At 61.5% G+C, this 12,563-nt stretch carries 12 protein-coding genes and 1 pseudogene; 7 read left to right on the forward strand and 6 right to left on the reverse strand.

The window, feature by feature from the left end:
• From VNX23_RS01670 to VNX23_RS01695, 6 genes and pseudogenes are all read left to right on the forward strand, one after another.
• On the forward strand, positions 1–873 hold an 873-nt coding region (locus VNX23_RS01670), incomplete at its 5' end, for an ABC transporter substrate-binding protein (protein ID WP_325627321.1).
• Between the two features lie 350 nt (positions 874–1,223).
• Positions 1,224–2,084, forward strand: a complete 861-nt coding sequence (locus VNX23_RS01675; RefSeq protein ID WP_325627323.1) for a branched-chain amino acid ABC transporter permease — start codon at positions 1,224–1,226, stop codon at positions 2,082–2,084.
• The gene (locus tag VNX23_RS01680; protein ID WP_325627325.1) at positions 2,081–3,052 is read left to right on the forward strand and encodes a branched-chain amino acid ABC transporter permease; all 972 of its coding nucleotides are present in this window, start codon (positions 2,081–2,083) and stop codon (positions 3,050–3,052) included. Before VNX23_RS01675 ends, VNX23_RS01680 begins: the two co-directional genes overlap by 4 nt.
• Positions 3,049–3,777: an ABC transporter ATP-binding protein gene (locus tag VNX23_RS01685; protein WP_325627327.1), complete on the forward strand. Its 729-nt coding sequence runs from the start codon at positions 3,049–3,051 to the stop codon at positions 3,775–3,777. The genes VNX23_RS01680 and VNX23_RS01685 overlap by 4 nt, the downstream gene beginning before the upstream one ends.
• A pseudogene (locus VNX23_RS01690) lies at positions 3,774–4,489 on the forward strand (ABC transporter ATP-binding protein). The gene VNX23_RS01685 and the pseudogene VNX23_RS01690 overlap by 4 nt, the downstream one beginning before the upstream one ends.
• A 95-nt stretch (positions 4,490–4,584) precedes the next feature.
• Positions 4,585–5,493: a LysR family transcriptional regulator gene (locus VNX23_RS01695; protein ID WP_325627329.1), complete on the forward strand. Its 909-nt coding sequence runs from the start codon at positions 4,585–4,587 to the stop codon at positions 5,491–5,493.
• A 432-nt stretch (positions 5,494–5,925) separates the two neighbouring features.
• On the opposite strand, the gene VNX23_RS01700 is transcribed toward VNX23_RS01695, so the two are convergent.
• The 5 genes from VNX23_RS01700 to VNX23_RS01720 are packed head-to-tail and all read right to left on the reverse strand — an operon-like array spanning position 5,926 to position 10,507.
• Positions 5,926–6,630, reverse strand: a complete 705-nt coding sequence (locus VNX23_RS01700; RefSeq protein ID WP_325627331.1) for an ABC transporter ATP-binding protein — start codon at positions 6,628–6,630, stop codon at positions 5,926–5,928.
• Entirely contained in the window at positions 6,630–7,370 is a 741-nt protein-coding gene (locus tag VNX23_RS01705) for an ABC transporter ATP-binding protein (protein WP_325627332.1), read from the reverse strand. The genes VNX23_RS01700 and VNX23_RS01705 overlap by 1 nt, the downstream gene beginning before the upstream one ends.
• A gap of 8 nt (positions 7,371–7,378) precedes the next feature.
• Positions 7,379–8,368 (reverse strand): branched-chain amino acid ABC transporter permease, encoded by a 990-nt coding sequence (locus VNX23_RS01710; RefSeq protein WP_325627334.1) that lies wholly within the window; start codon positions 8,366–8,368, stop codon positions 7,379–7,381.
• Positions 8,368–9,237 (reverse strand): branched-chain amino acid ABC transporter permease, encoded by an 870-nt coding sequence (locus VNX23_RS01715; RefSeq protein WP_325627336.1) that lies wholly within the window; start codon positions 9,235–9,237, stop codon positions 8,368–8,370. The genes VNX23_RS01710 and VNX23_RS01715 overlap by 1 nt, the downstream gene beginning before the upstream one ends.
• Before the next feature lie 16 nt (positions 9,238–9,253).
• Positions 9,254–10,507, reverse strand: a complete 1,254-nt coding sequence (locus VNX23_RS01720) for an ABC transporter substrate-binding protein (RefSeq protein WP_325627338.1) — start codon at positions 10,505–10,507, stop codon at positions 9,254–9,256.
• Between the two features lie 179 nt (positions 10,508–10,686).
• Here VNX23_RS01720 and VNX23_RS01725 point away from each other — a divergent pair, with 179 nt between their 5' ends.
• Positions 10,687–11,427: a GntR family transcriptional regulator gene (locus VNX23_RS01725; RefSeq protein ID WP_325627339.1), complete on the forward strand. Its 741-nt coding sequence runs from the start codon at positions 10,687–10,689 to the stop codon at positions 11,425–11,427.
• 15 nt (positions 11,428–11,442) lie between these two features.
• On the opposite strand, the gene VNX23_RS01730 is transcribed toward VNX23_RS01725, so the two are convergent.
• Positions 11,443–12,510: a glycosyltransferase family 4 protein gene (locus VNX23_RS01730; protein WP_325627341.1), complete on the reverse strand. Its 1,068-nt coding sequence runs from the start codon at positions 12,508–12,510 to the stop codon at positions 11,443–11,445.
• Positions 12,511–12,563: the final 53 nt, after the last annotated feature.

The following is a 12,563-nucleotide window of genomic DNA, read 5'->3' on the forward strand; positions in this document are numbered from 1 at the left end:
TTCGCCTCTTCATTGACGCTTGCGATTTCGGAAGTCACGGAACGGCGCGACATTCCGCTTCTGACCATGTCGTTTGCCGACCAGATCACGGGGCGCGGTTACAAGAACATTTTTCAGGTGGTGGCGAAGGCATCCGTGATCGGCAAGGCGCAGTTCGAATATACGGCTGCGATCGCGCAGGCCGCCGGCGCCAAAATCGACAAGGTCGCGATCATGTATGAGGACACCGCCTACGGCACCGCGCAGGCCAACGGCTTGAGAGCAGGGGCGAAGGCGGCCAATGTCGAGCTCGTCATGGATGACGCCTATCCGCTCGGCATCACCGACACCACGCCCTTGATCAACAAGCTGCGTGCCTCCGGCGCTCAGGCCGTTTTCCCGGTCTCCTATCTCAACGACAGCCTTCTGATCATCCGCACCATGCGCCAGCAGAAGGTCACGATGCCGGCCATCGGCGGCGCGGCCGGATACGTCATTCCGGACTTCGAGAAAGGGCTCGGCGAGTTCGCCGAGAACGTGCTCTCGATTGCCCCTGCGAATTATGATCTCGCGCCGGAGCTGACCGAGCGTTTCCGAAAGCGTTTTGGGTATTTCATGGTGCACGAAGCGCTCGAGCATGCCGTTTGCCTTGAGGTGCTGGTGCAGGCCATCAAGAAAGCGAAGTCGGCCAAGGCCGAAGAAGTCGCCGCGGCGCTGCGTGGGGCAAAGTTCAGCGGCGGGTGGATCAACGGCATGACGGGCGGGGCGGTCCAATTCGATCAGGCCGGGCTGAACGTGCTCTCGGTGCCATTGATGGTGCAGTGGCGCGGCAAGGATATTGTCACCGTCTGGCCGAAGGAGATCGCGAAGAGCACGCCGGTCTGGCGGAGCTGAGCGGCAGACGCGATTTACCTCTCCCCTTGCGGACCTGTGACCGCGACGAAAGTGCGCTCCCTTTCAATCCGGAGTTAGGGCTATCGCATATGAGGATGCATGCCTCTCATCCCTCCCCCGCGAGCGTCAGCGAGTGTGGGGAGGGAAGGCCGAAGCGAAGCGGAGGCCAAGGTGGGGGGAAGCCGTTGTCGTCGCGAAAGGTGGACATTGATGACGATTCTGAAAACCCCCACCCGGATCATCGCTCGCTTTCGCTCACGATGATCCACCCTCCCCACAAAGGGGAGGGAGAAGAAAGTGCTCACCGTGGCCTTATGCGATAACCCTGCCACCCAACAATAGCGACACCCATGTCCTTTATCCAGGCCATCCTCGACGGGCTGCTGATCGGCGGCGTCTATGCGGTGATCTCGATCGGGCTCACGCTGGTCTATGGCGTGATGGGGATCGTGAACTTTGCGCAAGCCGAATTCCTGACGATCGGGATGTTCGTCGCCTGGTTCGCATGGGCCTTTCTCGGGCTCGATCCCGTCATTGCCGCGCCGCTGTCATTCGCGGTCGCATTCGCCATTGGCTGGATCGTGCAGGGGCAGTTGATCGCGAGAGTGCTCACCGCACCCTCGGTGGCGCAGATTTTCCTCACGGTCGGAATCCTGATCGTGATCGAGAACGGATCACTGTTGCTGTTCGGCTCGCAGTTCCGATCGGTCACGACTTCATATCAGACCGCCTCCCTTTCGCTGGGACCGCTATTCGTAAGCATTCCCTATCTGATCGCATTTGCGATGTCGCTGTTGTGTGGCATTGCGCTGTGGTGGTTCATGCGCGCGAGCTGGTTCGGGCGAGCGATGCGCGCCACGGCACAAAATCCTGCCGCCGCGCGGCTGATGGGCATCGATACCGCGCTGATGTACAAGGTGTCGTTTGCCCTGGGCGTCGGGCTCACCGCGTTCGGCGGTACGGTCATCTTGCCCTATGTGACGGTCTTTCCGGGCGTCGGTGGCCAGTTCGTGGTCCTGATGTTCACGGTCGTCGTGCTGGGCGGGCTTGGCAGCGTTGCCGGCGCAGTCGTCGGCGGACTTGCGGTCGGGGTTATCCAGGCGCTCTCGGCACTGTTCTTTCCCATTCAATTGCAAAACCTCGTGCTGTTCGTCGTCTTCATCCTCGTGCTCGCGATTCGTCCCCAGGGCCTGGTCGGAGCAAGCCGATGAAGTTTCGATTCACGCCCTGCATCGCTATTCTGGCATTGGCGTTGCTGCCGCTCCTGCTCGATCCGCGCGGATACTGGATCAGAGTCCTCACCATCACGCTGCTCTTTGCCGCGATGGCGCAGGCCTGGAACATCGTCGGCGGCCTCGCCAACCAGATCTCGCTGGGGCATGCCGCCTTCTTCGGCATCGGCGCCTATGCTTCCACCGTGTTGCTGCTCAAATTTGGCATCAGCCCGTGGCTTGGCATGCTGGCCGGCGGCGCGCTCGGCGGATTGGCAGCCTTGGTCATCGCAATACCGACCATGCGTCTGCAGGGCCACTATTTCGCGCTCGCAACCCTTGCCTTTGGCGAGGTGATGCGCGTGATCGAAAATGTGTGGACGTCGTTGACCGGCGGCCCTGGCGGGCTGTCCGTGCCCTTCGTGCCGCCGGGTTTTGCGGCTTATTCGTTCAAATTGTTGCGCCCGCACGCCTATATCGCGCTGATTGCGCTTCTGGTGGTGACGGCGGTTTTCGAGATGATCCGCCGTAGCGCGATGGGTTACCGGTTGCGCGGGATCCGTCAAAACCTTCCCGCCGCCGAAGTCATCGGCATCGATACGACGCGGGTCAAGCTGCAAGCCGCGGTAATTTCGGGCGCGTTGACCGCGATGCTCGGAACGCTTTACGCGCAGCTCGCCGTCTTCTTCGATCCCGATACGGTCTTTGGCATCGCCGGCATTTCGATCCGGATTGCATTGATCGCGATCATCGGCGGGGTCGGAACCGCGGTAGGTCCCATTCTCGGCGCATTCTTCATCATCCCGCTTGAAGAGCTCATGAACGATCTGCTTTCCTCGCGCGCGGCGGGGCTTTCGCAACTCGTCTTCGGTATCATTCTGATAGCCGTCATTTTGTGGCAGCCGCGCGGCTTCGTCACCGTGTTCGCTTCGCTCAAGGCGCGGCTGTCGCGGAGGGAGGCGAGATGACGATCCTCGAGGTCCGTAGCCTGTCGCGGCGCTTTGGCGGACTACAGGCGCTTTCCGAAGTGACGTTTTCGGTCAGGCCGCGCGAGATCGTCGGTGTGATCGGCCCGAACGGCGCCGGCAAAACGACTTTGTTTTCCACGCTCGTCGGCTTCATTCGGCCCGACACGGGAAGCGTTGCTCTGGACGGGAGGGACCTCGCAGGCCTCAAGCCGCACAAGGTGGCCGCGATCGGAATGACCAAGACCTTCCAGAATGTCGCCTTGTTTGCCGAAAGTTCGGTGCTGGACAATGTGCTGACCGCAGGGCTTCTTCGCCACGATGTGGACAGAGCGCGCGAGCAGGCGCTCAACTGTCTTGATCGCGTCGGCTTGAGGGAAGTGGCGGGCAAGCTCGCAGGTGATCTGTCATTTCCGGAGCGCGCACGGGTCGAGCTTGCCCGCGCGCTCTGCACCGCGCCAAAAGTATTGCTGCTCGACGAGGTGATGGCGGCGCTTAATCACGCCGAGATGACCGAGATCATGCAATTGATCCGTTCGCTGCGCGATGACGGCGTCACGCTGCTCGTGGTCGAGCACCACATGCGCGCGATCATGAATATATGCGACCGCATTCTCGTGCTCAATTTTGGCCGGCTGCTGGCAGAGGGCACGCCCGATCGGGTCGCACGCGATCCGCAGGTGATCGAAGCCTATCTTGGCCGCTCTGCCGAGGCGCTGCGCCGATGAGTGAAACGCTTCTTGAAATCAGGCAGCTGCGGGCCGGCTACGGCGAAGCCGAGGTGCTCCACGGAATCGAGCTGTCGGTCTCAAAAGGCGAATTCGTGTGCATCATCGGCGCGAACACGGCGGGCAAGAGCACGATCCTGCGCGCGATCTCGCGGCTCGTTCCGAAGTCGAGCGGAATCATGCGGCTCAATGCGGTCGACCTCATGCGCTCGCGGCGCATGAAATCCCCGCACTTGGCATCGCCCATGTCCCCGAAGGGCGCCAGATCTTCCCCGAGATGACGGTTGAGGAAAATCTGCTGCTCGGCGCGTTTACGGCCCGCAAGGCCAGGGATTTGCCGGCACGAATTGAAGAGGTGCTTGGCCTGTTTCCGCGCCTGCGCGAACGCTACGGTCAGTCGGCGGGAACGCTGTCAGGCGGGGAGCAGCAGATCGTCGCAGTCGGGCGGGCATTGATGCTGAGCCCAAAACTCCTGCTTCTTGATGAGCCGAGCCACGGACTCGCGCCAAAGGTGGTCGAGGAGATGCACGAGGCCTTCAAGACCATTCACAGCCGCGGCACCTCCATCCTGATGGTCGAGCAGAACGTCGAACTGGCGCTCGACCTCGCCACGCGCGGCTATGTGCTGGAGGCGGGGAGGGTGACGCTGAAGGGAACGGGCTCTGAGCTTCATGCCAATCCGGCCGTGATTGCGGCGTATCTCGGGATGTAGAAGTTTGCGCGTGATGCGGATTTCAAGGCGCTGCCATAAGCCGGCCGTTCAGCATATGATTGTTGACGGAGCGTGATAAATTGCGGGAGGCGCGCATGGACCGGATGTCGAGCATGGCCGCTTTCACCAAGGTGGTTGGGGCCGGCAGTTTTTCGGCGGCGGCCCGCGAGATGCAGGTCTCGCAAGCGCTGGTGACCAAGCAGATCCAGGAGTTGGAGAGCTGGTTAGGAGCCCGGCTGCTCAATCGCACGACGCGGCGCCTCAGTCTTACCGAGGTCGGCACTGCGTTCTATGAGCGTGCCGCGCGAATTCTTGACGCGGTGGAAGAGGCCAAGGATGCGGCCGGCGCGCTGCAAACAGTGCCGCGCGGCAGGTTGCGGATCAACGCGCCGGTCTCGTTTGGCTTGCTTCATCTGGCACCAGCGATCACTGACTTCCTTGAGCGCTTTCCTGACGTCTCCGTTGAGATGCTGGTGAACGATCGCGTGGTCGATCTGCTCGAAGGCGGGTTCGACGTCGGCGTGCGCATCGGCCGGCTGCGTGACTCCAGCCTGATCGCGCGGAAAATCGCGCCGATCCGGCTCGTGGTTTGCGCGGCACCCGACTATCTCGCGCGGCGCGGCGCGCCGAAGACGCCGGATGATCTCACAAAGCACGACTGCCTTGAGTACACCTATTTCGAAAGTCGCGGCGAATGGCGCCTGCTTGATCCGAACGGCAAGGAAATCGTCGTTCCCGTGTCGGGCCGCTATCTCGCGAACAACGCCGACGTCCTTCGCACGACGGCGATTGCGGGCGGCGGGGTGATTCTGTGCCCGACCTTCATTGTCGGCGATGATTTGCGCGCGGGCCGGCTGACCCGCTTGTTGCCGAATTATCCGCCGCCGGAGCAGGGGCTGCATGCGCTCTATCCACCTGGCCGGCATCTCTCGGCGAAGGTGCGAAGTTTCGTGGATTTCCTCATCGCCCGCTTTGGCGGCGAGCCTGCATGGGACCGCGTTTGATGCGCCGGCGACCCGTGGTGACTACGCGTGTGTGCTTTCACTTCGCACACAAGGCTGCGGGTGCGCTGACGCGCCCGGCATTCCCTGCGCCCTCTTATGGGCGAAGGATCACCAAGACTCGGGCGGATGACGCCGCGAGAATGCGGAGGTGTATCTGAAATTATCGTGGCTGTTTGAAAATTAAATAGGTAGCTGCTGCGGAAGCGACTGCTTTCACCTCTCCCCTTGCGGGAGAGGCATAGGCCGCCTACGGCGGCCGTTCCTTTAAAGGACGCCGAAGCAAAGCTTCGGCTATGTCGCATCGCTGGATGCGATCCGGGTGAGGGGCTAGGCTCTCTCGAAAGACCGTAACCCCTCACCCCAACCCTCTCCCGCAAGGGGAGAGGGAGCTCACTGTCGCTGCGACGACATTGATGCGATGTCGACGCCACGTCAAATCCCGAGATAAGCGGCCTGAACCTGCTTGTTGTTGGCGAGCTCTTCGCTGGTGCCGTGCATGATGACATTGCCGCTTTCCAGCACATAGGCGCGCTGAACCAGCGACAGCGCGCGGCTGACGTTCTGCTCGACCAGCAAGATCGCCGTGCCCATTTTGTGGATTTCGCCGATCTTCTCGAAGGTGACGTCGGTCATGACCGGCGCAAGTCCCAGCGACGGCTCGTCGAGCATCAGAAGGCGAGGCTTGAGCATCAGGCCGCGACCGACCGCAAGCATCTGCTGCTCGCCGCCGCTCATGGTGCCGGCGAGCTGCCGCCTTCGCTCCGCGAGCCTTGGAAAAATGCTGTATACCAGTTCCATCGACTGGTTGCGTTCGGCCTTCGCCTTCGGGACATAGGCGCCGATCTCGAGATTCTCGTTGACCGTCATTTCGGGGAATACCTGCCGCCCTTCCGGCACGTGCGCGATGCCCAATTGGGGAATCAGGTGCGGCGGAAACGATGCGAGATTGTGACCGGCGAAGGTGATGTTGCCGAACGAAAGTTTTACGAGGCCCGAAATCGCGCGCAGCGTCGTGCTCTTGCCGGCGCCGTTGGCCCCTAACAGGCCCACTGCTTCGCCTTCGGCGATCTCGATGCTGACATTCGAGATCGCCGGCACAGAGCCGTAACTGGCGCTTACCTGTTCCAGCTTGAGCATTAAGCCTCCGCCGCCGGTGGGTGCACGTAGGAGCCGAGATAGGCGCGAATCACTTCCGGATTTTCCACGATCTCCTTTGGCGTACCTTCCGCGATCTTCTGTCCGTGATCGAGCACCACGATATGACGCGCCACCGCCATGATGGCGCGCATCACATGCTCGACGATGACGATGGTGAGCCCGCGCTGCGACAGTTTTCCGACGAGGGCAACCGCCTGATCGATCTCCGCAGGATTGAGCCCGGCCATGACCTCGTCGAGCAGGAGCAGGCGGGGTTGGGTGGCGAGCGCGCGCGCCATCTCGAGCCGGCGCTGATCGATAGTGGTCAGGTCCTTCGCCCGCGTCTGCTCCTTGGCCGAAAGACCGACGAAGTCGATCGCCTGGCGCGCCTTCTCGCGCGCCACAGCCGAGTTCTTGTCGCGCAAATACGCACCGGTCATCACGTTGCTCAAAACCGTCATGGCGCCGAACGGCTTTGCCACCTGGAAAGTGCGCGCCAGGCCGTGTGCGCAGATATCGTGGGGTTTCAAGCCCACGATCTCGCGCCCGTAGGCCAGGACCGATCCGGAGTCGGGCCGGTGAAAGCCGGTGACGAGATTGAAGCTTGTGGTCTTGCCGGCGCCGTTGGGTCCGATCAGGGCGACGGTTTCGTTTTCCTTGACCGTGAAACTGACGTCCTGGACGGCGCGCAGTCCACCGAACCGCTTGGAAAGGCCGCTGATGACGAGCGCATCTGCCATGTGAGCCCTTACGCTTGCACCGGTTTGCGGCTTGAGAAACGATGGCGCGCGTCGTCGATCATGCCCATCAACCCGGTCGGGCGCCAAAGGATCACGGCCATCAGGATCAGGCTGTACACCGTCAGCTGCACGCCGCCGATCGAGCTGCCGAGCCAGCTCTGCAGCAGCGTCGATGTCGTTTCCAGCAGGACCGTGCCGATCACCGGCCCCCACAAGGTCCCGATCCCGCCGACGATCGACACCAGCGCCGCCTCGATCGAAATGCTGAAGGAAAACGCCGTCGCCGGATCTATGAAGTAGATATATTGGGTGTAGAACGTGCCGGCCAACGCGGTGAGGAACGCGCTGATCATGTAGATGTCGCGCTTCATGCGCGGAGCATCGACGCCGATCGCCTCTGCCGCGTCCTCATCCTCGCCGATGGCGACGAGATAATTTCCGACCCAGGAGCGCTCGATCAGCCAGGTGATGGCAAGGGCAAGGACGAGCAATCCCAGCACGACATAGTAGTATGCGGCCTTGGTCTCGAACTGCATCATCAACGGCGCGGATCCGAGATTCGGGATGGTCGTGCCTTCCGCGCCCCAGGCGAGATCGCGAAACTTGAGAAAGATCAGCATCAATGCCTGCGCGGTCGCAATCGTGGCGATGGTGAAGTAGGGGCCGCGCAGGCGAAAGCACAGCCAGCCGATCGGCAGGCTCGCGAGCACCGCGACCAGTCCGCCGGCGATCATCCCGATCCAGGGCGATATGTTGAAATCGATCTGCAGAATCGTCGAGGTGTAGGCGCCAAGGCCGAAATAGGCAGCATGTCCCAACGACAGCTGCTTGGCGTAGCCGCCCATCAGGTTCCAGGCTGTGCCGATGAACGAGAACAGGAGAATCCTGATGAAAATTTCGATCGCAAACGAGCTCTTCACGACGAGCGGCAAGGCGACGAGGATCGCGATCCCGACCAGGAGGAGCAGAATCGTGCGCGCGCTCAATCCCAGCGACATCATCGGGCTCTGCCTCCGCCCAGCCCGCTCGGCTTGAACGCGAGGGTGAGAAGCAGCATCGCGAACACCACGATCAGTCCGGAATCCGCGCCGACATATTGGATGCCAAGCGACTCGGCCACCCCCATCATCAGGCTCGCAACCAGCGCGCCGACTACATTGCCGAGCGTGCCGAGCACCACCGCGACAAAGGCCATCAGCACGAACACCTGCCCGACAAAAGGATAGGCGGAATAGAACGGCATCAACAGCGAGCCGGCCGCGCCCGCAAGCGCAAGCGCAATGCCGAGCGCCATGCAGAAGACGCGATCGGGATTGATGCCCATCAGCATGGCGACGTCGCGGTTTTGCGCCGCGGCCCGCATCGCCTTGCCGAGATCGGTCGTATGCAGGAACACCCAGAGCGCGCCGCTCAGCGCCATCGCGACGACAAAGGCGATCAGCTTGGCCACCGGAATATAGAGGCCGCCGATATGGAACGCTTCGTCGGAATAGGAGGTGTGGACGGTGCGGTAATTTGCCGTGAACAGCATCAGGGCGAGATTGAGGAGCAGCAGCGACAACGCGAATGTCAGGAAGATCTGGGGCATGTCGTTCGGACCGAGCACCCTGCGAATCAGAAAATGCTGGATCAGCACGCCGGCCGCGAACAGCACCGGCATCGACACCAACAGCGAGAGCAGGGGATCGATGCCGAACTGGCTAGCGAGAAAAAAGCTGATGTACATCCCGATCATCACGAATTCGCCCTGGGCGAAGTTGACGATCTTGACGACGCCGAAGATCAGCGTGACGCCGATACTGACGAGCGCGTAAATTCCGCCGATGAGCAGGCCGTTGATGACGGCCTGGGCCACAGTCTCCCACATCTGACTTGACCAGCTTTCAGGTTTTCATCAACGGCGCGCGGGCATCTTCTTTCGGAAAGACGCTGGCGAGATCACCGTTCTGCCACTGCACGCCGACCGGATGACCGTAAACGTTCTTGCCGTCGGGCCCGAACTTGACTTTTCCGCCCGGCGCCATCGCAGCAAAGCCGGAGGATACATCGAGCGTCGACAAGGCTTCGCGCACCTTTTGCGGGTCCGCCGAACCTGCGCGTTCGAGCGCATCCGCCAGCATGAACGTCTGGGCGATCAGGCCGCCGGCATATTCGAACAGGAATTCACCGGTGCGCTTCTTGAATTCGGCGTTCACCTTCTGCGCGTCATCGCTGACGTCGTGATTCCAGTGGGCCACGCCCTGCAGGCCTTCGGCCAGCTTGCCGACGTTCTTGTAGAAATCCGGAATGACGAAGCCGCCGGAGCCGCCATTGATCGAGACGTTGAGGCCAAACTGCTTGACGGTGCGAACGATCAGGATGAGGTCGTTGAGGTAGGAGACCGAAAACAGTGCATTGGCGCCTGATGATTTCACCTTGTTGATCAGCGGGCTCGCATCGGTGAAACCGGCCGAATAGGGCTCGAACATCACGACTTCGACGCCTTCGGTCGGGGCGAGCTCCTTCAGCCCGTTTGATGTCGAGGTGCCGAACGCGGTGTTCTCGAAGATCACGGCGACCTTCGGCGTATCGCTGACGAGTTTTGACATCTGCAACTGTGCGCGGGCAAATTGCGAGGCGCGCGCAAACGGCGTGAACGTATAGGTGCGGCCCTTGTTGAGCTGATCCGAGCTCGATCCCGTGATCAGCGGGACCTTGGCGCGCTCGGCCACTTCGCTCGCGATCAAGGTGAGCGCGCTGGCGTAGCATCCGTGTATCGCCGAAAGCTTGTTGCCGGTGATGAGCCGGTCGGTTTCGGTGCGCGTGACGGTGGTGTCGCTCTGTACGTCCGAAATAATCAGGTTGAGCTTGGCGCCGCCGAGAGACTTGATGCCGCCGGCCTCATTGACCATGTCGACCGCGAGTTTTGCAGCCGCAACACAGCCGACGCCGATCTGGGCCATGCTTCCGGTGGTCGGATAAAGCGCTCCGATATTGACGGGATCGGCCGCCCAGCCTCGTAACGGCACCGCGCCGAACGCGCCGGCTGCGAGCAGACCGCCCGTCTTGATGAGAACGTCGCGGCGGCTTTGTCGCTTCGCAGCCCCCTGATTTGGGCGAGCTTTAGTGCCGGCGGAATCCTTGCGCGCTTTCCTCATGCGTTCTCCCCTTTTCCGTGGGTAAGGTCGGGCCCGTGTCCCGCGTGCCTGTGGTTGCTTTTTGCGCCTGTTTTTTTGCGATGGTAACCGTATTCAAGATTGTTTACAATACAGTCTCCAATTTAGCTCTGGCGGCTGCCGGGCCGGGGTTCGGGCATGCCGTCCAGATCGAGGAGAGAATGGTCGGAAAACCTGCCAAACGCCCGGCTGTCCGAGCGGCGAAAGCGCGCCTGCCGATGCCATCGCGCCCGCGAGAACCCGCCGCGGCCATCATCGCCAAGCGCATCGAGGAGGACATAGTACTGGGACGACGTCAACCGCGGGAGCGGTTGGTGGAGCAGGATCTCTGCGACCTGTTTCAGACCCATCGCGGGGACGTCAGGCTGGCGCTGTTCGAACTCGAAAAGAAAGGCCTGGTCGGACGCATTCCGAACCGCGGCGCCCTGGTGCGGGGACTAACCCCCCGGGAGGTGCGGGAAATCTACGCGGTCCGTGAAGAGCTGGAGGTGATGGCGGTCCGCATCATTCCCTTTCCGGTCGAGGCGGCAGAGATCGAGCGACTGGAGGAACTGCAGCGCCGGCACGCCTCGGCCATTGCCGCAAGCGACCTGTTGACGGTCTTCTACAGCAATCTCAGCTTCCATCAGCTCTTGTTCGGACTGTGCGGCAACGCCTGCCTGATCGAGACCATCGATTTGCTTGCGCAGAAGGTCTACGGAATTCGCTCCTACGCCAATGCCTTTCCGGACGCGCTCGACCGCGCCCGCAAGGACCATCTGGACATGATCACGGCGCTTCGCGGCTCGCGCCGGAGCGAGCTCGAGGCGCTGACGCGGCGCCATTTGCAGCCTGCTCCGGAGGCCTACATCAAGGACTACGAGCGGCGTTTCGGCAAGACCGACTCATCGCACGCGCGATAGGGCCAGGCCTGGTTTTCATTCGGCGCTGCTCACCAGCTTGATGCGCGGCTCGCTCGCTTCCATCAGGCTGCGGTAGGCGGCGAGATAATCCAGCGCCATTCGCCGCGCGGTGAAGCGCGCCTCGAATTGTTTCCGGATCATTCCGCGGTCGAGTTGATGGAGACGGTCGACGGCGGCGACCGCACTGATTTCGTCCTCGACAATGAAACCGGTCAGGTCTTGCTCGACAATTTCGGGGACCGAGCCGCGATTGTAGGCGATCACCGGGGTGCCGCAGGCCATGGCCTCGATCATGACGAGGCCGAACGGCTCCGGCCAGTCAATCGGAACCAGCAGTCCCATGGCGCCGCTGAGGAAATCCGATTTTTCACGATCGCCGATCTCACCGATATATTCCACCAGCGGATGGTCGATCATTGGACGAATGATTTGCTCGAAATATTCCTCGTCGGCCCGATCGATCTTGGCGGCGATTTTCAGGGGGATGCCACATCGGATCGCGATCTTGATGGCGCGATCGACGCCCTTTTCCGGGGCGATCCGGCCCAGCACGCCGAGATAGGACGGCTTGACCGGCCTCGGGGTCAGAAGGTTTTCCGGCAAACCATGGTGGATCGTTCTAATCCAGTTGGCCTGCGGCACCGGGCGCCGCTGCGCATTGGAGATCGAAATCACCGGCACCGAAGAGAACGTTGTAAACACCGGCTGATGCTCGGGCAAATCGAGCCGGCCATGCAACGTCGTCAAAAAAGGGGTTGGTTGCCGGGAAAACAGCGAGAATGGATAGTAGTCGAGGTGAAAATGCAGGAAATCGAACTCTTCATCGTCACATTTTTGCCGGACACGCTCCAACATCACGATGTGCAGCGCATTAGGGTCGCGGACCGATCCGTCCAGGCGCAGCGCCTTCGGCCACACGGCTTCAAGTCTCGCCGAAGTGTGGGAATCGCCGCTTGCGAACAGCGTGACATCGTTTCCTAACGTTACCAGTTCCTCGGTCAGCCAATGTACGATCCGCTCAGTTCCGCCATAAAGCTTGGGGGGAACTGCCTCCGTCAGCGGAGTTACCTGCGCGATGCGCATCTATCCGTCTCCTGTTGCGATCTTTTAATGAGAGCCCCCGTTTTTCGCCGGTG

It is taken from the genome of Bradyrhizobium sp., from assembly GCF_035570375.1.
Lineage (GTDB): Bacteria > Pseudomonadota > Alphaproteobacteria > Rhizobiales > Xanthobacteraceae > Bradyrhizobium.